Annotated in this window: 18 protein-coding genes; 11 read left to right on the forward strand and 7 right to left on the reverse strand. The window is 40.5% G+C overall.

Annotated elements, in window-relative coordinates; translation table 11 throughout:
- Positions 1-224 precede the first annotated feature (224 nt).
- Together ACHSBP_RS03985 and mutY are read right to left on the reverse strand one after the other, a co-directional pair.
- Positions 225-497 (reverse strand): oxidative damage protection protein, encoded by a 273-nt coding sequence (locus ACHSBP_RS03985; RefSeq protein WP_054981351.1) that lies wholly within the window; start codon positions 495-497, stop codon positions 225-227.
- Between the two features lie 31 nt (positions 498-528).
- Positions 529-1,587: an A/G-specific adenine glycosylase gene (gene mutY / locus ACHSBP_RS03990; RefSeq protein WP_395388192.1), complete on the reverse strand. Its 1,059-nt coding sequence runs from the start codon at positions 1,585-1,587 to the stop codon at positions 529-531.
- A gap of 163 nt (positions 1,588-1,750) precedes the next feature.
- Here mutY and trmB point away from each other — a divergent pair, with 163 nt between their 5' ends.
- Positions 1,751-2,476, forward strand: a complete 726-nt coding sequence (gene trmB / locus ACHSBP_RS03995; RefSeq protein WP_054981349.1) for a tRNA (guanosine(46)-N7)-methyltransferase TrmB — start codon at positions 1,751-1,753, stop codon at positions 2,474-2,476.
- A 4-nt stretch (positions 2,477-2,480) separates the two neighbouring features.
- Positions 2,481-3,503, forward strand: coding sequence for a methyltransferase (locus tag ACHSBP_RS04000; protein ID WP_395388193.1), 1,023 nt, complete (start codon positions 2,481-2,483; stop codon positions 3,501-3,503).
- On the opposite strand, the gene ACHSBP_RS04005 is transcribed toward ACHSBP_RS04000, so the two are convergent.
- Entirely contained in the window at positions 3,485-3,943 is a 459-nt protein-coding gene (locus ACHSBP_RS04005) for a hypothetical protein (protein ID WP_395388194.1), read from the reverse strand. The two genes, ACHSBP_RS04000 and ACHSBP_RS04005, sit on opposite strands and share 19 nt — an antisense overlap.
- 134 nt (positions 3,944-4,077) lie before the next feature.
- Here ACHSBP_RS04005 and ACHSBP_RS04010 point away from each other — a divergent pair, with 134 nt between their 5' ends.
- From ACHSBP_RS04010 to arcA, 3 genes are all read left to right on the forward strand, one after another.
- Complete coding sequence (locus ACHSBP_RS04010; RefSeq protein ID WP_395388195.1) at positions 4,078-5,727, forward strand: ATP-binding protein; 1,650 nt, start codon at positions 4,078-4,080, stop codon at positions 5,725-5,727.
- Positions 5,727-6,236, forward strand: coding sequence for a YfiR family protein (locus ACHSBP_RS04015; protein WP_395388196.1), 510 nt, complete (start codon positions 5,727-5,729; stop codon positions 6,234-6,236). Before ACHSBP_RS04010 ends, ACHSBP_RS04015 begins: the two co-directional genes overlap by 1 nt.
- A gap of 434 nt (positions 6,237-6,670) precedes the next feature.
- On the forward strand, positions 6,671-7,384 hold the full coding sequence (gene arcA / locus ACHSBP_RS04020) for a two-component system response regulator ArcA (RefSeq protein WP_010559616.1): 714 nt from the start codon (positions 6,671-6,673) through the stop codon (positions 7,382-7,384).
- Positions 7,385-7,388: 4 nt separating this feature from the next.
- Here the strand turns inward: arcA and ACHSBP_RS04025 are convergent, their stop codons facing one another.
- On the reverse strand, positions 7,389-9,713 hold the full coding sequence (locus ACHSBP_RS04025) for an ATP-binding protein (protein WP_395388197.1): 2,325 nt from the start codon (positions 9,711-9,713) through the stop codon (positions 7,389-7,391).
- 41 nt (positions 9,714-9,754) lie between these two features.
- On the reverse strand, positions 9,755-11,593 hold the full coding sequence (locus ACHSBP_RS04030; RefSeq protein ID WP_010559614.1) for a cyanophycinase and related exopeptidase-like protein: 1,839 nt from the start codon (positions 11,591-11,593) through the stop codon (positions 9,755-9,757).
- A 253-nt stretch (positions 11,594-11,846) separates the two neighbouring features.
- Between ACHSBP_RS04030 and ACHSBP_RS04035 the strand changes: the two genes are divergently transcribed.
- The 4 genes from ACHSBP_RS04035 to ACHSBP_RS04050 all read left to right on the forward strand — a co-directional run bounded on the left by ACHSBP_RS04035 (position 11,847) and on the right by ACHSBP_RS04050 (position 15,047).
- Positions 11,847-12,440 (forward strand): DUF2726 domain-containing protein, encoded by a 594-nt coding sequence (locus ACHSBP_RS04035; RefSeq protein WP_010559613.1) that lies wholly within the window; start codon positions 11,847-11,849, stop codon positions 12,438-12,440.
- Between the two features lie 134 nt (positions 12,441-12,574).
- Entirely contained in the window at positions 12,575-13,285 is a 711-nt protein-coding gene (gene mtnN, locus ACHSBP_RS04040) for a 5'-methylthioadenosine/S-adenosylhomocysteine nucleosidase (protein WP_395388198.1), read from the forward strand.
- Positions 13,286-14,239 carry a cobalamin biosynthesis protein gene (locus tag ACHSBP_RS04045; protein WP_010559611.1) on the forward strand — a complete coding sequence of 318 codons (954 nt, stop codon included), beginning with the start codon at positions 13,286-13,288 and terminating at the stop codon, positions 14,237-14,239.
- Positions 14,217-15,047, forward strand: a complete 831-nt coding sequence (locus tag ACHSBP_RS04050; protein ID WP_010559610.1) for a cobalamin-binding protein — start codon at positions 14,217-14,219, stop codon at positions 15,045-15,047. Before ACHSBP_RS04045 ends, ACHSBP_RS04050 begins: the two co-directional genes overlap by 23 nt.
- On the opposite strand, the gene ACHSBP_RS04055 is transcribed toward ACHSBP_RS04050, so the two are convergent.
- Together ACHSBP_RS04055 and tyrS are read right to left on the reverse strand one after the other, a co-directional pair.
- Complete coding sequence (locus tag ACHSBP_RS04055) at positions 15,044-15,550, reverse strand: methylated-DNA--[protein]-cysteine S-methyltransferase (RefSeq protein WP_040641666.1); 507 nt, start codon at positions 15,548-15,550, stop codon at positions 15,044-15,046. The two genes, ACHSBP_RS04050 and ACHSBP_RS04055, sit on opposite strands and share 4 nt — an antisense overlap.
- A 29-nt stretch (positions 15,551-15,579) precedes the next feature.
- Positions 15,580-16,779, reverse strand: a complete 1,200-nt coding sequence (gene tyrS, locus ACHSBP_RS04060) for a tyrosine--tRNA ligase (protein WP_010559608.1) — start codon at positions 16,777-16,779, stop codon at positions 15,580-15,582.
- A 186-nt stretch (positions 16,780-16,965) separates the two neighbouring features.
- Between tyrS and ACHSBP_RS04065 the strand changes: the two genes are divergently transcribed.
- Both ACHSBP_RS04065 and ACHSBP_RS04070 read left to right on the forward strand, forming a co-directional pair.
- Positions 16,966-18,282 carry a peptidoglycan DD-metalloendopeptidase family protein gene (locus tag ACHSBP_RS04065; protein ID WP_010559607.1) on the forward strand — a complete coding sequence of 439 codons (1,317 nt, stop codon included), beginning with the start codon at positions 16,966-16,968 and terminating at the stop codon, positions 18,280-18,282.
- Between the two features lie 80 nt (positions 18,283-18,362).
- On the forward strand, positions 18,363-20,558 hold the full coding sequence (locus ACHSBP_RS04070; RefSeq protein WP_010559606.1) for a DUF6351 family protein: 2,196 nt from the start codon (positions 18,363-18,365) through the stop codon (positions 20,556-20,558).
- Positions 20,559-20,571 lie beyond the last annotated feature (13 nt).

Below are 20,571 nucleotides of genomic sequence, written 5' to 3' on the forward strand. Positions count from 1 at the left end.
CATCCATGTAGGCAACAATGAGAAAAGTGCGCTCAAAAGAACCGTTCGGCAGCGCTTGATTGGCTTTTCTACTGTGTTATCGGCTGGCTCACATAGAATAACTATGCCACGCAGCCTCTGCCTTGTAGAAAACCCAATCAAACTGCTGCAAAAACGAACTTGAAAGGTCAACAGACCCTAATAGCAGCGAACAAAAATCAAAAAAGGCGCCAATTGGCGCCTTTTTATTTTTCTACCGGTTTGTAACCTTCAATTTCAACATCTTTGTTTTCAAACAAAAAGCCAACCATTTGCTCCTCTAAAAACCCGCGATGTTCTGGGTCCATCATATTTAGATGTTTTTCATTAATTAGCATAGTTTGCTTGTGTTGCCACTGAGCCCATGCTTCTTTGCTAATGTTATTAAAGATGCGTTCACCCACATCACCTGGGTAAAGTTGAAAATCTAAACCATCTGCTTCTTTTTGTAGCTTTTGACAAAAAACGGTACGTGCCATAATCAATCTCACTGTAAACTTTGTTTTCAGTTTACCCTTTTCTGGTTAAAGTTTTAATTATTTTCTTTGTAGGCGTAGCAAGCCCCACTTCTTGTGGCTGCGTTAAGTTATACGCCAAAACCTCTTTTTCAGCGACATTTAATGGCAGCTTAGTAACGTTTATCACAACAGGTGTAATCATTAAATTAAAATGACTAAACACATGTTTAAACTCATCTAGATATGTTTTTTCACCTGCCAACCCATTGCTTAACAGCCAATTTTCTAATTCATTTTCGTTAGCAAATTCAAAAAAGCCAAACAGCCCACCCCAAATACCCGATGATGGACGCTTTTCCATTAGCACTTGATTATTTACTTTAACAATTGCCATCAAGCATGACTTTGTTGGATTGGTTTTTTTCGGTTTAGGATTTGGGAATTCTTTTACGCGTTCGGCATTATGTGCGCCACATTTATCAACTAATGGACAAGGATCGCAATCAAACTTGGTACGAGAGCAAAGGCTCGCTCCCAAGTCCATCATGGCTTGATTAAACTCTACTACATTTCCTTTTGGTGTCACTTGATCTGAAAGCTGCCACAATAAGGTTTCTACTTTCTTTTCACCATACCAACCTGACACCATAAAAAAGCGCGCCAATACACGCTTAACATTACCATCTAAAATCGGATGATGTTGGCCAAGAGATAGTGACAAAATAGCGCCCGCGGTAGAACGTCCAATGCCTGGCAATGCAATAACTTCATCAATGTCTTCTGGAAAGTGCCCGTTGTATTTCTCAACAATAATCTTTGCAGCTTTATGCAAGTTACGAGCACGTGCGTAATACCCTAAACCAGTCCAATGATGTAGCACTTGATCTTCGTCTGCTTGCGCTAAATCCTGCACTGTAGGAAAACTTGCCATAAAGCGTTCGAAATATGGAATAACCGTTATCACTTGGGTTTGTTGCAACATAATTTCCGACACCCATACTTTATATGGCGTTTTGCCGAGTTGCCATGGCAGCGTCTTTCGACCATATAAGTGATACCATTCAACCACTTGGTTAGAAAACCACTCTCTTTCTTTCTTTTCTATTTTCACGCACGACCCTAAATAGATTTCATCAAAATCGTCGCCAGTCTATAAAGGCAAACTGAAAATTCAAGGAATTGTTGCTATTTCTTATAAAAAAGCCGTTCGGTTACTTGAGCTAAAAGCAAGTTGCGGGGATAATACGCCACCAAATTTTCAACGTCGGTGAGATATGAGCGATACATCTAAAACTGCTTTAGAGCAAGCAGAACAAGAAGGTAAATACATTCGTAAAGTTCGCAGCTTTGTAAAACGCGAAGGTCGTTTAACCAAAGGGCAAGCAAAAGCACTTGAAGATAACTGGGCGACTATGGGATTAAACCACCAAGACGGCCTGCTTGATTTCACCAAAGTGTTTGGCAACGACAACCCAGTTGTACTTGAGATTGGCTTTGGTATGGGTAAGTCTTTAGTTGAAATGGCAAAGAATGCGCCAGATACAAACTTTATCGGTATTGAAGTTCACCGCCCAGGTGTAGGTGCATGTTTAATGGATGCAAGCGAAGCCGGCGTAACAAACCTACGTGTTTATGAGCACGATGCAGTTGAAGTACTTGCAGACTGTATTGCCGATGGTTCACTCGCTAAGTTACAGTTATTTTTCCCTGATCCATGGCATAAAAAGCGCCACCACAAGCGTCGTATTGTACAACCTGAATTCGTTGAAAACCTGCGTAGCAAACTTAAAATCGGTGGTGTTTTCCACATGGCAACTGACTGGGAAAACTACGCTGAGCACATGTTAGAAGTGATGACTGCGGCTGAAAAGTTCCAAAACCAATCAGAAACTAACGATTACGTACCGCGTCCGGACGACCGTCCATTGACTAAATTCGAACAGCGCGGCCACCGTTTAGGTCATGGTGTTTGGGACTTAATGTTCGAAAGAAAGGTATAACACTATGCTATCAGCTGCCAGCCAAGTATTAATTCGCAATCAAGAATACTTAGAAGCCGAATCTATTTTATTAGTAAACCATTTAAACGATGGCTTTGCTGAGCAGCTGTGCGACCTGTACCCGAACGCATCTGTCACCGGGTTTACCAGCATATTAACCAACAGAACCCAATTTCAAAACGATAATTTTGAACAAGTAATTGCAGCTAGCTTGCCTAAAAAGCTATTCGACTTGGTGGTTTTTTACTATCCGAAAGCAAAAGCTGAAGCGCAAATGTTGCTTGATAACATTCGTGCTATCAGTACAGAGTCAACACGCTTATTGGTAGTTGGTGAAAACAAAGGTGGCGTTAAGTCTGTTGTAAAACAACTCAAAGCAGATGCGCAATTTTCCCGTAAAGTTGACTCAGCTCGTCATTGCAGTTTGTTTCAGTTCACTGGTTTAACCGTTAATCCTGATTTCCAACTAGCCAGCTACGCGAAACAGTTTGAAATCAATGTTGCGGGAACACCGCTTAGCTTAGTAACTTTACCAGGCGTATTTAGCCACGGCGAACTTGATAAAGGGACTGAGTTGCTGCTTGAAACAGTTAAGCTAAACAATCCTAAAACGCTGCTGGACTTTGCAACCGGCTGTGGTGTTATCTCTACATTTTTAGCCAAGCACTATGATGAGTGTAAGATTGTTGCATCAGACGTAAGTGCGCTTGCATTGGCAGCTGCAGAGCTGACCTTTGCCAAAAATGGGGTAAGTGCCGAATTAAAGCTGGCAGATGGTATTTCATCAATAAATGCAAAATTTGACTATATTGTCTCTAATCCGCCATTTCATACTGGCCTTTCAACTAACTACGACATCACCCAACTGTTTATCGCGGATGCAAAAAAGCGCTTAAATAAACGCGGTGAATTGCTCATTGTTGCTAACAGCTTTTTACCCTATGCCGATGCATTGCGTGATGAGTTTGGTGACTTCAGCAAACTAAAAGACAACAAAAAATTCACGATTTATTCAGCAATTGCCTGATTATTAGCATAGATTAACTGCCTTTTCGGCACCGAAATCAAATACTTTTTTACGTTGCCAAGCGTTTTTGGCAACAAGCCTTTATTTGTCGCACATAAGGTAAGTTTGCGATTTTTCACAATATAAAACGCCTTTTGCTTAGCTAGCCTTGCAACGGCATACGCATCGTTTGTATTGCTTACATAAAAAGCAAAAGTTAATTCGCGATAGCACATATTTTCTGAGCCGCCCCAAAGAGTTTGAAACTGAATTCCTCGCTTTCTAAGTAGCGCAGCAACAAAGGCCGCCAGTTTGCGATTTTGCATGGCAGAGCAGGTTTTTCCGTGCGCATTCCAAACACTCAAAACGACTAAAACACGGTTAGTCCGCGAGTCGTGCGAAAACTGACTAAATCTTGCTGTTTGATATATTTGCCACAATGCCAAACTGTTATTTTCCATAACCTTATTGATTATCCACCAAATTAACGTCTAAACTTGCAATAGCGCCAATTTATATTCTTACGTATTTAATAAATTTGCTTAACGTGATGGCGCTCAGTAATATGAAATTAACCCTGAAAACTTAATGCCATATGCAAAATAATCATAAAACAATAACAATTAGAAAGGCGTTAAGCCGTGCGGTGATTGTCATCACCTCTTTAAGCATATTGCTTTCGGTTATCGTAAGTACAGTATTAGACGTCTCTAATCAGAAAAAAAACTTGATTGAAGAGCTAAATACGATTGCCGGCATTATCTCTTTTAATGCTTATGTGCCTGTAGTTTTTCTCGATCAAGACGAAATGCATAAGCAGTTAAAAGCCTATGAAAAGATTGATTACATTAAAAACATTCACATTTATCAAGTTGATGAGTTTAGTGGTGCAATCTCACTTTTTGCAACCTACAACACTGGTGAAAACCCTCCTATCGCCTCGAAAGTCAAAAAGCTCACTAACCGTGTAAGCTCAAATATCGATGGCGACAATATTGAAGTAATTTATCCAATTAGAACCGATGACAACGATAATGTAATTAGTGCTAACCCTAAAATTGACGGTTATGTGTATATACTGGGAACCGATGCACCGATTCAAGAAGCACTAAAAAATAGAATTTCAGTGGATGTAGTTGTCGGCGTTGTTATTTTACTTTCTGTATTGCTGATAACACTCACCTTTCAGCGTCGCTTTTCACGTCCGATTGAAGCGCTCAGTACAGTGGTTAAAGATGTCTCAAAAAACAAAAATTACGATGTCATTGTACCTACTGCCAAAATTACTGAGCTTGATATGTTGGCTAAGAGTATCAATACCTTATTTGCCAGAACGTTAGCGCAATTAGAACGTCAGAAAAAAGATGAGCAAGAAATAAGACAGTTAAACCAAAACCTTGAACAGAAAGTTAACCAGCGTACAGAGGCCTTAAAAGAGGCCAATCAAGAACTGCTCAGCACGCTTGAGCGAATGCACCAATACCAAACAAAAATTGTCGAAAACGAAAAAATGGCATCGCTTGGGCAAATGGTTGCGGGCGTTGCACACGAGGTAAATACCCCGCTTGGATTGGGTATTACTGGCTCTACTTTGCTAAAAGACAAGCTTGAAGAGCTTAGAGTTAATTTCGAAAATAAAACCCTCACCTCATCTCATATGAGTCGTTTTATCGAAGATGGTGTTGAAAACTTAGATTTGATTTACCGTAATTTAAATCGCGCTGCTGAACTGGTTTCAAGCTTTAAGCAACTTGCTGTTACCCATGAAACGCAAGAGGATAAGTTAATCCACCTTCATGATTTTATTAATCAGGTAATCACTACACTTAGCAGTGAATTAACTAAGTTCCCACATCAGGTGAGTATTGAAGGCGACACGCATCTAGAAGTTTGGACAAAGCCACCAATTATTCAACAAATTATTGAAAACCTTATAAGCAATAGTCTAATCCATGCATTTAACCCTGAGCAACAAGGCAATATCGTCATCACTGTATCGGCAAACGAACATTCTACGATAATTGACTACCAAGACGATGGTAATGGTGTGCCAATTAGTATTCGCAACCGTATTTTCGACCCTTTTGTTACAACACGCCGTGGCGAGGGAGGCAGTGGCCTTGGTTTGCATTTAGTTTATAACTTGGTAACCCAAGCCCTTGATGGCAGCATTAAACTCGATACCGAAGCACAAACAGGTGCGCATTTCATAATTGAATTACCAATCAAACAAGGAGCTCAGTAATGCGTTTGCTACTGCTTGTTATTATTGGATTATTCAGCTCATTTGTATCGGCAAAAACCGCGGAGCAATTGCGGGCAGCCTATTTAATGCAGTTCCCTTCTTTTGTTCGCTACACAGAGCCAAATCATAAACCTTATGAAATAACTTTTTGTTTTGCGGAACAATTAGGCCCAATTGGTGAATTGATCAATGCGCAACAAAAAGTACTACGTCAAAGACTTAACTTTTCCTTGCAGGTTATTGATACATTAAATTCAGATAAACTAAAACAGTGCTCGTATTTGTACTTATCAAAAGACGTCAAAAATACCGGAAGCTATTTGGATAAAGTCACTAGCCACACAATTACAATAGGTGAACAAAAGTCAGCGTTAAGCGCAGGCGCCCTTATGGCATTAGTACAGGAACAAAAGAAAATACGGATACACATCAACCAAACCAAGTTGGACGAAAACATCATTAGTTTTAATGCACGTTTATTGGCATTAGCAAAAGTAGCACCTTACTAAATAACCTGAGTCTGTGAGAACAAGGCATGTTGTAGCGGTCACTTAGACTTATTGGCGCGTTCAACAATGCATTAAGCTCGTCAAGCACGAGTTAACGTCAAACTATAAGCGATAAATCAACACAAAAACGTAGCATTTGAATTCTGTTCAACGCGCTTGTTAAAGCAAACACTATACTAATGTCTATATTTGAGTGCGATGCAATGCTTGGTTATGACATGCCAAATAGTGCGCATAATTTATCAAGCAATACGCTAAAATTCCGCATCATAAAGCTTAACTTCGACAAATTATTGCAAAATCCCCCCTAAGGTCACAAATGTACCCTTTCACTAGTCGTGAAAACTTGTTTACTAATGTGTTAGCCCCTATAATCCTAAAATGTAAGTAGTTACTGAAAATAATTTTAATTTACCTATAAGGGTTAAATAAGAATGCAAACGCCTGTGATTTTAATCGTCGAAGATGAAGACGTAACTAGGTTAAATCTTGTCAGCTTATTTGAAGCTGAAGGCTACAAAGTGCTAGAAGCCATTGACGGTGAAGAAATGCACGAGCGTATTTCACAAAATGATGATATTAACTTGGTGATCATGGACATCAATCTGCCAGGGAAAAACGGCTTAATCTTAGCACGTGAAATTCGTCAGCAACGTAATATTGGTCTTATCTTTTTAACTGGTCGTGACAACGACGTAGATCGTATTCTTGGTCTAGAAATTGGTGCAGACGATTACATTACTAAACCATTCAACCCACGCGAGTTGACAATTCGTGCACGTAACCTTTTAACGCGCACTAACTCAAATGGCGACGAAATCGAAAGCAATAGTTCTGGTCTTCTTACCTTTAATGGCTGGGAACTTGACGAAAATAGCCGTTGTTTAACTTCGCCAACAGGTGATGTTAAGCGCTTACCTAAAGGTGAATATCGCGCATTACGTTTAATGCTGGACGCTCCGGGTCGTATCTTTAGCCGTGAGCAGCTAATTAAGCACATGACAGGTCGTGAATTACGCGCTAATGACAGAACAGTGGATGTAACGATTCGTCGTATTCGTAAGCATTTCGAAAGCGAAGCAAACACACCAGAGCTTATCAGCACAATTCATGGTGAAGGTTACCGCTTTATTGGTAAGATTGATTAATTAGTTAATCAGCTAAATCCAATACTTGATGAAGGGCTTTAAGCCCTTTTTCTATATCTGAAACTAACTCAATCAACCACTGTGCTAATTGGCTATCCTCAGCAGTTTCAGCATTATCTTCCATTCGCTTTGCAAGCTGTTGCACTACTTTTAAAGCCACTGAGCCTGCCGCACCTTTTAGTTTATGGGCAACTGACTTGTATTCGCTGTACTGCTTATGCTCAAGGGCTTGTTCCAGCTCTTTTAAGTAATTTGGCCATAGCTTTTCAAACAACTGCACACCACGTAAGAAAGACTGAGCGCCCATAGACTCAACAAAATCTTCTAATGTTTCAACATCCAGTAATGCACTATCCTGTGTTGTAATCAGCGTAGACTTTTTATCGTGACTCTTATCTTCTACTTCAACCTCTTTGGTTGAATGAGGGAATAACTCTGCAAGTACTCCATCAAGTTTTCGCGTATTAATCGGCTTAGCCAATGACCCTTGCATAGTAACACCTGCTAAATCTTCCTCAGCGCGGCGCACGTTTGCAGTTAATGCAACTAATGGTAAATGGTCAAACTCTTCACGTGAACGCACAATTCGCGCCACTTGGTCGCCATTAATGTCGGGCAACTGCATATCGAGCAGCACTAAATCTAAATCATCTTCGGTTTCAATAAACGAAAGCGCATCTTCACCTGTTTCCGCCCAAATCACATCGTGACCACGCTGCTCTAGCAAGTTAATTGCGATATCTGCGTTAAGCGGCACATCTTCTACTAATAATATATTTAGTGGGCGCCCGTCATAAACTTGTTGCACTGGTTGCTCGGTTAATACCAATGGAATTTCAATATTAAAGGTACTACCCTCTCCCACATTACTATCAACGTGAATATCGCCTTCCATGGCCAAAATAAGTGCACGTGACACCGCTAAGCCAATTCCAGAGCCAAGTGCATTGCCCCCTGATAAATCAGGTACTTTATAGTATAAATCGAAGATTCGGCTTAACTCGTCCTTGGCGATACCAATACCTGTGTCGCTCACACTAATTTCGAGATAAGACGTCTGACCGCGATAGACGCGTTTACAATCGAGAGTGACGGTTCCTTGCTGCGTAAACTTCACCGCATTATTAATAAGATTCCACAATACCTGGCGTAAACGGGTCGGGTCAATTTCCACATGTACATCAAACACGCCGTCTTGGTGTACTTTAAATTCAAGATCTTTCTGTTGCGCGATTAAGCCGCCAAAATTAAAGATGTCATTGAGAAAATCAGCAAGATTGACGCTCTCACATGCAATGTCTAATTGCTCTCGGTCCACCTTATCGAGGTCGATTATGTCGTTGAATATATTGCCAAGGGTTTCCGCACTCGAAAACACTGTGTTACACCAGCTGCGCTGATCATCGTTTAACTCGGTATCAAGTAACATACGAGTTAAACCGACAATACCGTTAAGCGGTGTACGTAACTCGTGGCTCAGGGTTGCAATAAATTTACCCTTGTCTTTATATGCAGTTTCGAGATCTTGCTCTGCGCGCTTACGCGATGTGATATCTCGACCAAAACCCAGTAGGCCTATGTATTCATTATTTGGATTAAAGAACGGTACTTTACGCATTTCAAACCAGCGTAGTTCTTTATTAACTTGGCAACTTACATCTAGCGTGACAGAAACATGGTTTTGCTGAACTTCGTTATCGGTATTAAGTACCGATGGTGTTAACCCTTTGCCAAAAATATCATCCGCGCGACGTCCAATAAGTTGTTCTGACGACAACCCCATCACCTCTTCAAACATTCTATTGCAACCAGCAAAGCGGCCTGAATTATCGCGGTAATAAAATAAGTCGGGAGATGAATCCACAATTGAGCGTAACAGTACTTCTTGCTCATCAAGCTCTTGTTGTGTACGTTTACGTTCAGCAATTTCCCGGCGCAACTCTTCAATCGCTCGGCGCTTTGCTTGGAATGCCAATTTTCTGTCGTCAATTTCATTATTTAAACGACGAATGTTTTCTTTTAGGCTTTGATTAAGTAATTTTTCTTGTTTAGTAGCACTTTCAATATAGTGATTGGAGGCGCTCAATTGATGGTTAATATCAAAAATAGAAATGATAAATAATGGCGCTAGAATTGCGGCAAATACCAACATGCCCACAACTTCTAACCAAGGCACTTCGCCTAACGAGATATAGTAATAAGTGCAGGCTACCGCTAACGCAATCAGTTGAATTAAAACAAAAATGACCGCCCCAGCTTTACCTGTGCCAAGGCGGTCAATTAATCGGTTAAGGGCGATTACCCAAAAGCTTGAAAGTGAGCTATTCATAATATGTAACTATAGTTCAAGTTATAGCTCACCACGTAAAGTTATAGGTTTGGTGAAACCGTCAGCTTATTTGCAACTTGCGAAAGCGAACATACTCTAAACTCGCCGCCACGTACTTTAGCTACGCCTAAGCGTGCCAATGCTGAACTGCTTTGTGCAATTGATAAACTAACGTCTTGTTCATTAATTCGGTCGTTGCCAAGTGCCTGCTTAGCACCTGTTTGACACATCATTTCGTTCAACTTAAAGAAGTTGTTACGTGATAGCGCTTGTGCTGAAGTTACTTGTGGCTGAGACCCATTTAACTGAGTTGCATACTTCCAACTCGGGAACTCCACTGAAACCCCACCGCTGCGCATTGCAATATGATCACCATGTGTGAAGTAGTGACTTGTAAACTCGCGTACACCACCTTCATTATTTTCTCTGTTTACTTCAAACAACCACATACCGCCAGAGCCAATCACTTCTAGCTCAAGGTTATTGTCTTGATTGGTAACAACGACAGCTGTTTTATCATCTAAACCAAATATACGCTGATTATCACTGAATAGCGCCGCATGTAGGCCGCGTAATTGTTTACCACGTTTCGATACTTGAGTATCAACAATACCAAACGGTAGTAATGGTAGAATTGGTGATTCAACAACTGTAAAGTCACGTTCGCTTTCAAGTGCAATACAATCAGCACCTAAGCTACAAGCGTCATGGCCAGATGCGAAAGACATAGGCACAATCGTATTAATTTCATTAACAGCGCCCGCCAAAATGCTAAGTGGTTTTCTAGCATTAGTGATCGCATTTACACTGCCGCCTTCAACCGCAACTAACACTTCATTTTTATTAAACATATCAATGATTTTTGTAAGCGATTCACTTGGAGCACCGGTTGGCGTGTAAAACGCGTGGTAACTTAATAATGGGCTACCATCAGCAATATAAATCGCATCCATTCGCTTGATGGTGTCAATTAATGGCGACGACTTTTTACATTCACTAACTTGCTGACGATATAAATCTGGGTAAAGTACTTCACGGCGAAAGCTCGCTAAACGCTTTATTTGGAATTCTTCTAGACTATCGCAAGACGACTTTTCATATTCTTTTGCCGTAATAGCCGTTTGCATTGCTGCATCAATTGGCAACCAAGTTGCTTCAAAACCAATTTGCTCAAACAATCCTAGGTAATAGTCAACGCGTGCATATGGGTCGCGATCTGTGCCTGTTACTACAGCAATACGCGGTTTGCGCTTAGGACCTGAAATTTCAACACTTAAATCAAATAACTTTTGGTAAGCAAGTGTTGCCTCTAAATTTGTGCTTTGCGCCCAGTTAACTTCGGTTTTTTTGCGTTTTGAGCGACTTTCAGCTTGCTTTTGCTCTAACAAATCGAACAGATTACGCTTTTCAAATTCGTATAGACTTTGCCAAATATCACGACCTGAAACCGTTTCTGTGCCAACTTCAATTGACACACCACGCAGCGCTCTTACAAACTGGCGCTCCGTTAATGTTTTGCTTTCAAATTTAGGTTTTACCGCTTTTAGAATATCAGCAACTTGTTTCTTTAATTCTTCTTGTTCAGTCCACGCATACTCAGAAACCCGTAACAGTGCTTCATCGGTAATATCAAAAATGGCTTTTTGTTTTACATCATCGGAAAACGATTCTTTTCCCTCTTTAGTACAGAAACGTTGATTTTCACTGGAACAAACCTTAAGGTCGTCTGAGAGCATAAGTAATGTGTTAGCCGAAACAGCCGCCACAGGAGTGAACGCAACAAAAGAAGTTGCGATTATTGAACTAACAAAAGTTTGTACGTTCTTACTAAACGTGTTTTTATTTGTCATTTTAAACAAGCAAAGTCGAGCGAAGCGCATAAGTAACACCATTTATTGTTATTTTATTGCGTCAATCTAGATACCGAACAGAGCGAGTCGGCAAACCCCAAATTCGAATGAGCACAACGGAATTTCGAATTTTACCCAGTATCTGCGCGAGTAACAAGTAGTTGCGCTGTTAAGCCAACAAAATTCCCATAAAACCCAATCGATGTAGTAATAAAGTTTTGGCACTTTTATTGCTTAATTCATTATGAAAAAGTTTGCGTCAAAGTTTTGATTTGGAGTATCTATGGAACTTGTTTCGTTATTAATTCTAGTGTTAGTGGTTATGGCGGCGTTTGTTGCGTCAAAATTTACCCACTCGGGAAATCCTTACCCGTTTACACAAAAAAAATCGTTATTTACTCAGGTAGAAACGGCGTTTTTAAATTTGCTGGAAAAAGCGATTGGCTCTGACTACAAAATTGTAAGTCGCGTTAGGTTGGTTGATATTTTAGATTTTCAACCGGGCACCGATGACAAATCACGTCGCAGTGCACTTGCTAAAGCGCAAAATAAACAGCTTGATTACGTATTATTGGATAAAGAAAGCTTGAAGATTGTTGCAGCAATCGACTTAGTCAATAATGCTAGTAAAAATGGTCACAAGGCGAAAAAAGACTGGTTTGTAAATGGCGCGTTAGAATCTGCCGGTGTACCGCTTATTCGCATAAAAGTAAAAACGGGTTACAAGCCACAAGAAGTAAGACAGGCCATATTATTTAAATTGGGTAAACAAGTAACCAATTCTAAACCACCTATTCGAAAAGCAACCAGTAAACCTACGGCAGTGTTGTCTCCGTCACAGGTTAAGTCGCAGTCAACGGCTCTGGCACAAGTTTAATTTTTTACAGCGTGTTGTTCTTTACCCGCTAACAACCCGCACATTGCGGGTTTTATTTTGTCTGTGAATTTATTAGTAACCTAGCTATAATTCCGCCATATTTTATTTATTCCCTATTAATAGGCGTAACCATTATGAAAATCGGTATTATTGGCGCAATGGAGCCAGAAGTAGCTATTTTAAAAGCTGCGATTGAAAACACTAAAATTACGGAGCGCGGTAGCTTCACGTTTTACCAAGGTCAACTTGCTGAGCAAAACGTCATTTTAGTTCAATCTGGTATTGGTAAAGTGGCTTCGGCACTCGCTACTACGCTAATGATTGAGTTGTTCGCACCAGATTGCATTATCAACACTGGTTCTGCAGGTGGTTTTGAGCAAAGCCTGAACGTTGGCGATGTGGTTATTTCAAGTGAAGTGCGTCATCACGATGTTGATGTTATTGCTTTTGGTTATGAAATGGGTCAAGTACCACAAATGCCACCAGCGTTTATTGCGCATAAAACACTTGTAGAAAGTGCTGAAAAAGCGATTGCTGAAATGTCGAAAGGCATTAAAACAATGGTTGGCCAAATTTGTACCGGTGATTCATTTATGTGTGATCCTGTGCGCATTGACAAAACACGCGAACAATTTCCAAATATGTTAGCGGTTGAAATGGAAGGTGCAGCAATTGCACAAGTATGTCATCAGCTAAATACACCATTTGTAGTGATTCGCTCGCTGTCAGATATTGCTGGTAAAGAATCACCAGAATCATTCGAGTCTTATTTAGTGAAAGCATCAGAAAACTCATCAGAGATGGTGATTGCACTGTTAAAAAATCTAAAGCAGGTCTCTCTGTAAGTGGCATTTGAGCTGCCCTTTTTTTCAACCAGCGCATGGCAAACAATATTGCTTGCGCTGGTTAGCTCAGTGTTAGTTATCCCCTCGCAATATCACCCTACACCGTTTTTTCGCCTACTGATAAGCAAAATGGCTGGGCGTATTTATGATGCAAACGCATCGAATGTGTACGCATCCTTTTCTTCATTATTATTAAGCTGTTTAATTGTAGGCTGCATCGCAATCTTGGCGATTGGCATCACAAGCTTTGCGCAATATCCCGTTGCGTTTGAGTTGTTAATCTTATTATTACTGATTAACAATCCTTACACTAACGCTAAATTAAAACGCGCAGCATGGCTATTAACACAACAACAAAAGCCCGTGGTACGCGATATTTTAAGCCAGTTTTTACGTCGTGATAGTAACAACTTATCAGAGTCTGGATTAATAAAAGCAATCATTGAACACCAAAGTTTAAGCTATTTTCGCCACTTTTTTTTGCCGCTTGTTCTTTATTACTGCTTGGGTTTTAACGCGGCACTTATTTATTGCCTATTTTTACATTGTGCCAATGTTTTTTCTAAAACTGCGCCACCAGATAGCCAGTTCAGTAACGCAACCAACGCCGTTATTTATTACTTAGAATTTTTACCGCTTAGGCTTTTTTGCTTGCCTTTACTGCTTAAACCTAAAACCCGAGGTTTTCGTTACTTAGCGCTATTTGTAGATAATGGTTATCAGAAAAACTCGTGTTTTTTGCTTGCTTGTCTTAGTGGATATCTTGACGTACAACTTGGTGGCCCTGCTTTTTACTCTGGTAAGCGCTACAGCAAAACACGCATCGGACCTAAAACACTGCCACAGCAAAAAGCAATTAAACAAGCGAAAAACGCACTGATGTTTGCCAGTGCATTTTGGCTTTGCCTTATTCTTTTCTTGGAAATTATTTATGCCGCGACTAACCATCTCTAAGCTTATATTTGTTTTAACTTTATTGTTAAGCTTACCGCTTTCAGCGACGCCTAAACGCATTGCATCACTTGCCCCCCATTTAACTGAATGGACATACTCGCTAGGATTAGGTGAAAATATTGTCGCCGTAAGCAGTTACAGTGATTTTCCTGAAGATGCCAAAAAGCACCCAGAAATTGCCGATGCTAATGGTATTAACCTAGCCAAGTTAGTTGAGTTAAACCCTGAACTTGTGCTGGTTTGGCGCTCTAACGCTAAACTTGGCCAAATTGAGAAAATGAAAAAGCTGGGTTTAAATGTGTTTATTTCCAACCCACATACTTTAGAAGATATAGAAAACGAAGTGCTTGCGCTCGGCGAAACATTAAACGCCAAAAATAAAGCTATTGACTACACATCACAATTTAAACGTGAGATTAGCGAGTTAAAAACGCGCTATCAAAAAGAAAAGCCTGCCACTGCATTTTTTCAACTTTGGCATACACCGATTATGACAGCCAATAAACATACTTTAGTTAATCAAATTTTTGACATCTGCGGCCTTAGCAATGTATTTGCCGACAGCTCGGTTAATTACCCAACCGTTAATAAAGAGCAGGTCATGTTAAAACAGCCAGAATTTATTGTGATTTCAGAGATGGATGAAGACAACACACAAGCAAAGATTTGGCGTGATATGAATTCGATTCCAGCGGTTAAAAAAGGTCAAATAATAAAACTCAACCCAGATCACTTACACCGCTACACCAATCGAGTGCTTATTGCCGCAAATGAGTTATGCGAAAAGGTCAGCGCCTTTCAAAACTAACTAACCCCCTCAATTTCGAGTAATCGCTTTTTCGCGGCTAAACCACCGGCGTAACCCGTTAGCTTGCCATTGCTGCCAATAATACGGTGGCATGGCACAATAATCGAAATTGCGTTAGCACCATTGGCATTCGCAACTGCTCGCACGGCACTTGGCATATTAAGCTTTGTTGCCAATTCACCGTAGCTTTGCGTTTGACCATATCCAATTGCTTGTAACCCCTGCCAAACTAACTTTTGAAAGTGAGTACCCACCAGCTTTAAAGGAATTGAAAACTGATTTAAATCACCTGCAAAGTAAGCTTCTAGTTGATTTATAGCCTGCTGGTTAAAATCACTGTTTGCACAAACAAACTCTGCGCTTAATCCTTTCGCTAAACGACTATCAACAGTGCTGCGGGCTTTTCGCTCTTGCCAGTCACACAAACATAATTGCTCATCAATCGAGCCTATTAGTAATTTGCCTACAGGGCTTAAATATTCGGTCGTTAATATTTTAGACATATAAAAAAGCCCACTTTCGTGGGCTCTCATTAATTAACAGTTACTTTTGCGAACTTACGTTTACCAACTTGGTAAACTTCCGTTGTGCCAGCTTCAATCAACATTTTGCTGTCTGAAACTTTTTCTTTCGCGTTAATCTTTACCGCACCTTGCTTGATCATGCGAATTGCTTCAGATGTACTTGCCACTAGACCTACTTCTTTTAGTAAGCTTGCAATGGTTAATTCGCCATCTGCAGTGATCGTTACTTCTGGAATATCATCCGGCAGCGCATTCTTTTGGAAACGTTTAATGAAATCTTGGTGCGCACCTTCAGCAGCTTCTTCTGAATGGAAGCGTGCAATCATCTCTTTCGCGAATTCAATTTTGATATCACGTGGATTTGTGCCATTTGCTACCTTTTCTTTCAGTGCATCAATTTCTTCAATGCTTAATGCGCTAAGTAGCTCGTAGTAACGCCACATTAGATCATCTGAAATCGACATTACTTTACCAAACATATCATTTGGCTCATCAGTAATACCAATATAGTTACCTAATGACTTAGACATCTTTTGAACGCCGTCAGTACCTTCAAGTAAAGGCATCATTAATACGGTTTGTGGTTTTTGACCTTCGTCTTTTTGTAGCTCACGACCCATTAGCAAGTTAAAACGCTGATCGGTGCCACCGAGTTCAACATCTGCTTCTAATGCAACTGAATCCCAACCTTGTACCAATGGGTACAGGAACTCGTGAATAGCAATTGACTGACCGCCTGCATAACGCTTTTTGAAATCGTCACGCTCTAACATACGCGCAACCGTTTGACGCGCAGCTAGTTTGATCATACCTGCTGCACCTAGGTTCTCCATCCACTGTGAGTTGAATGCAACCGTAGTTTTCGCAGGGTCTAAAATTTTAAATACTTGCTCTTTGTATGTTTCAGCATTAGCAAGTACATCGTCACGAGTAAGTGGCTTACGCGTTACATTTTTACCTGTAGGGTCACCAATCATGCCTGTGAAATCACCAATCAAAAAGATAACTTCGTGACCTAAGTCTTGGAAAGTTTTCATTTTATTGATTAACACAGTATGACCTAAGTGAAGATCCGGTGCCGTTGGATCGAAGCCTGCTTTAATTTTTAATTTTTTACCTGACTTTAATTTTTCAACTAACTCATCTTCAATCAGGATCTCTTCAGCGCCACGCTTTATTTCTGCTAACGCTGCTTGGATATCAGCCATGTATTTCTCCATTCGAAAAAGCACGTTGCCGCACTTTTGCAAAAAATTCATTTTTAAGATAACAATTTCTTGATTCTACCCTATATTTTGGTCACTTTAAATGCACAAAACACTGGCGCTACAGGTGATATAAGGTTATTCTGATTTTATTCACTTTTATTTAATTAATGTAGCAAAAGGCACATTATGGTTTTGCAAGTACAAAAACTACCGAAAAAACATAAATTGTTGCTCGCTGGGGTAGTTACATTTATTTCCGCATTGGTGCTGCTACCCTCTGAGAAGGCGAGCGCATCAAGGCATACAAATCATGATGCGCTAGAAATCGGCAAGCGTTATGAATTAGCAATTGAAGTAGAAAAGTTAGAACAAGAAGCTGTTTCCGCCAAAGCAGAAGAGGTGTTGCCAGAAGTAACACTTAATTTTAAAGAATTCAAAGTTAAAAAAGGCGATAACCTAGCTAAAATATTTAAACGCGCAGGTTTTTCGGCTTCCACACTTCATAAAATAGTTAATGCCAACAAACTCAATAAACAGTTAACTAAAATTCACCCTGGTGACTCACTATTTTTCGCAGCTAACGAAAACAACGAATTAATTCAGTTAAACTATCAAATTAGCCGTACAGAAACTTTGGTCGTTAAACTTAATGACGATCAAACCATTAGCTCTAGCCTAGACAAAAAAGCAATTGAAAAACGTACTGATTACGCGTCGGGCACGATTGATTCGAGTTTTTGGAACGCAGGTCTTAGCGCTGGTCTAAATGAAAAACAAATTATTAGCTTTGCCAATATTTTTGGTTGGGATATCGACTTTGCCAACGATCTTCGTAAAGGCGATGCTTTCACTCTGATCTATGAAAACCACTACGTTGATGGTGAGTTTATTGGTACCGGTAAAATTCTTGCTGCTGAATTCGTTAACCAAGGCGAAAGCTATGCCGCGGTGCGTCATACCGATGATAATTTCTATACCCCTGAAGGCCGTAGCTTACGTAAAGCATTTTTACGAGCTCCTGTTAACTTTAGATATATAAGCTCGAACTTCAACCCACGTCGCAAGCACCCTGTTACAGGCCGTGTTAAAGCGCATCGCGGTATCGATTACGCAGCGAAAACTGGCACACCAGTGGTTGCTGCGGGTAACGGTACTGTGATTAAAGCGGGTTACAATAAATATAATGGTAACTATGTATTTATTCGTCATGGTCAACAATATGTGACTAAGTACTTACACCTGCATAAACGCAAGGTAAAACGCGGCGAAAAAGTTAAACAAGGTGAACTAATTGGTACTGTTGGGGCAACCGGTCGCGTTACTGGCGCTCACTTACATTATGAGTTTTTAGTTAACGGTGTACACCGTAATCCACGAACAGTTAAGTTACCAAAGGCACAATCACTGCCTAAATCTGAACTTGCTAATTTCAGGCCATACGCGCAAGAGATGCTTGTAAGTTTACAGAAAAACAGAGAGTTACAACTCGCATTAGCAAAATAGAATAATAAGGCACCTAACGGTGCCTTATTCGTTCTAACAGAGCAAAAATCTTCTGCCTATACTTAATGCAGGAGGTAGTTATGTTGTTATTTGTGCTTATTAAACGCTTAATGCTGATCACCTTTTGCTCTTTATTGTTAACGTGTACGCCTGTGCCCCATTCACAGTTTCGCGTACTAAATACCGCTCCCGAACAGCAATCTAATCGCATAAATGTCACTAATCACCTTCGCACAACCCCGCGCCCGGCTGATAATACTCAATACCCCATTGCGCTCGGTGATGTTGGTCCGATAAAGCCTCTTTACGCCGGTAACAATCGTTATCCATTCTCATGTGATACTGTTCGCTCAGGGCTTGGACAGCCCTTAGTCGATAATCAACAAGCGCTCGGCACTGCGGTTTTCAGAGAAAATTCAGACGGCAGCTTAAGCAACACCGTAATTGGCTACAGCAAAGACTGTTTAGTGCCCTCAACATTGCGCTACTTTGTAGTGAATTTAAACGGCGAAAGTGAAGAAATTACCGATTCTTCATCCCTTGATAAACACCAATTCGATAGCAATCAGCAACTCATCAGGTTAGAGCAAGGCACGATAAATCGGCATATTTATACCATTGCAATGCCAATCAAAAAAACGGAATTTAACACTTGGCGAACAAGCTCTCTTTGGAACAAAAAACTTATTTATCAATTTGCTGGCGGTGTTGGTATTGGCTTTCGCCAAGGCAAAGTAAATCCCAAAAAACTATTACAGCGGCGCTTTAGCCAACTACATAACGGCTATGCAGTGATCACCTCAAGCGCCAACAAAACCAGCTACACTTATAATATGCTGCTTGCCGAAGACACTGCATGGCGGGTAAAAAAACAATTTGAAGCACTTTATGGCAAACCCATTTACACCGTTGGCATTGGTGGCTCGGGTGGCGGTTTGGCACAGTACTTAATTGCACAAAATAGCCCTGGTTTAATTGATGCAGCCATACCGCTCTATTCCTACCCAGATATGGTGTCACAAACGATTTATGCCCTTGATTGCGACTTATTCAATACCTATTACCACTTTAAAAGTGATTTAGCTAACTGGGATAACAGTGACAAAAAACGTGCAATTGAAGGTTTAAACAATGCCGAGATTGAACATAAATCTTGGTTTTATACGCCAATAAATCAATTTCTCACAGGTAAGGCGTTTTATCGCCCTAAAATATATAGCGAGTGTGTGCATGGCTACTTTGGGCTAAGCAGCCTTGTTAATAATCCCGCACAAGGCTTTCTAAAGCCTTTATTTAGCCAAACGGTTAATCACCAAACTAACTGGAGTTATTGGCAAGATTTGGCCTTAATAACACAAGCACCTAATGCTGCAACAAGTGCACCCGCTCTTTGGGATAACCAAGGGGTTCAATATGGCTTAAATGGCCTTAAACAAGGCAGTTTATCAGCGACTGAGTTTTTGCATTTAAATTATCATATTGGTGGGTGGAAAGCACAAACAGAGCAGCGCCCTGAACAACTACTGTTTTTTCCATTTGTAAAAACCCCTATTTGGCTTACACAGTGGAGCCGGCACAATATCTATGTTGCAGGAAAAAAACCAGCCAAGCGTACGGTGGCGAACCTAGCTGCTGTAAGACAAGCTTATCGCTATGGTCAAGTGTATTTGGGATTTAACAGCATACCTACAATCGATATTCATCACTACCTCGAAGATCAGCTTGATATGCACCATATCTCTACGTCATTTGCCACGCGACTTAGAATCTTAAAACAACAAGGGCATCTCAAAAACCACCGTATTTGGATTGCTGATAAGCACTACACACCACTCAATGAAGCTTTTTCTGTTATTGATAAATGGTTGAGTACTCAGCAAGCACCTGATGATGCAAGCGATCGCTGTTTTAATAAGTCGGGTGGGATAATCGCGCAAGGTGAAAATGTCTGGCACGGAAACTGGAATAATCAGCCAGCAGGTGCATGTACAAAACATTTTCCCATTTATACTAATTCACGAATTCAAGCCGGCGGGCCATTTTCTGGCAGTATTTTTAAATGTCAGCGTATTGCTGTAGAAAAAGCGGTAGCAAACGGAGTGTATGCGCCCATCGATATGACGCCCTACCTTGCTGAACTAAAGCGCACTTTTCCCGATGGTGTGTGTGATTACGATAAACCTGATTTAGGTAATCCGTTTAACGTACTAAATGATAAATCAGACTTACCACCATTGAAATCATCACAAGTGGCCAAATCCAACGGGCGATCTTAGCCGTTTGCTGATC

This window comes from Pseudoalteromonas sp. XMcav1-K, from assembly GCF_044005875.1.
GTDB classification, from domain to species: domain Bacteria; phylum Pseudomonadota; class Gammaproteobacteria; order Enterobacterales; family Alteromonadaceae; genus Pseudoalteromonas; species Pseudoalteromonas spongiae.

What these genes read in the sequence shown, in the direction of transcription:
- ACHSBP_RS03985 (WP_054981351.1), bottom strand. Translation starts at nt 497, where the DNA reads ATGGCACGTACCGTTTTTTGTCAAAAGCTACAAAAAGAAGCAGATGGT.
- trmB (WP_054981349.1), top strand. Translation starts at nt 1,751, where the DNA reads ATGAGCGATACATCTAAAACTGCTTTAGAGCAAGCAGAACAAGAAGGT.
- ACHSBP_RS04000 (WP_395388193.1), top strand. Translation starts at nt 2,481, where the DNA reads ATGCTATCAGCTGCCAGCCAAGTATTAATTCGCAATCAAGAATACTTA.
- ACHSBP_RS04005 (WP_395388194.1), bottom strand. Translation starts at nt 3,943, where the DNA reads ATGGAAAATAACAGTTTGGCATTGTGGCAAATATATCAAACAGCAAGA.
- ACHSBP_RS04010 (WP_395388195.1), top strand. Translation starts at nt 4,078, where the DNA reads ATGCAAAATAATCATAAAACAATAACAATTAGAAAGGCGTTAAGCCGT.
- ACHSBP_RS04015 (WP_395388196.1), top strand. Translation starts at nt 5,727, where the DNA reads ATGCGTTTGCTACTGCTTGTTATTATTGGATTATTCAGCTCATTTGTA.
- arcA (WP_010559616.1), top strand. Translation starts at nt 6,671, where the DNA reads ATGCAAACGCCTGTGATTTTAATCGTCGAAGATGAAGACGTAACTAGG.
- ACHSBP_RS04025 (WP_395388197.1), bottom strand. Translation starts at nt 9,713, where the DNA reads ATGAATAGCTCACTTTCAAGCTTTTGGGTAATCGCCCTTAACCGATTA.
- ACHSBP_RS04030 (WP_010559614.1), bottom strand. Translation starts at nt 11,593, where the DNA reads ATGCGCTTCGCTCGACTTTGCTTGTTTAAAATGACAAATAAAAACACG.
- ACHSBP_RS04035 (WP_010559613.1), top strand. Translation starts at nt 11,847, where the DNA reads ATGGAACTTGTTTCGTTATTAATTCTAGTGTTAGTGGTTATGGCGGCG.
- mtnN (WP_395388198.1), top strand. Translation starts at nt 12,575, where the DNA reads ATGAAAATCGGTATTATTGGCGCAATGGAGCCAGAAGTAGCTATTTTA.
- ACHSBP_RS04050 (WP_010559610.1), top strand. Translation starts at nt 14,217, where the DNA reads ATGCCGCGACTAACCATCTCTAAGCTTATATTTGTTTTAACTTTATTG.
- ACHSBP_RS04055 (WP_040641666.1), bottom strand. Translation starts at nt 15,550, where the DNA reads ATGTCTAAAATATTAACGACCGAATATTTAAGCCCTGTAGGCAAATTA.
- tyrS (WP_010559608.1), bottom strand. Translation starts at nt 16,779, where the DNA reads ATGGCTGATATCCAAGCAGCGTTAGCAGAAATAAAGCGTGGCGCTGAA.
- ACHSBP_RS04065 (WP_010559607.1), top strand. Translation starts at nt 16,966, where the DNA reads ATGGTTTTGCAAGTACAAAAACTACCGAAAAAACATAAATTGTTGCTC.
- ACHSBP_RS04070 (WP_010559606.1), top strand. Translation starts at nt 18,363, where the DNA reads ATGTTGTTATTTGTGCTTATTAAACGCTTAATGCTGATCACCTTTTGC.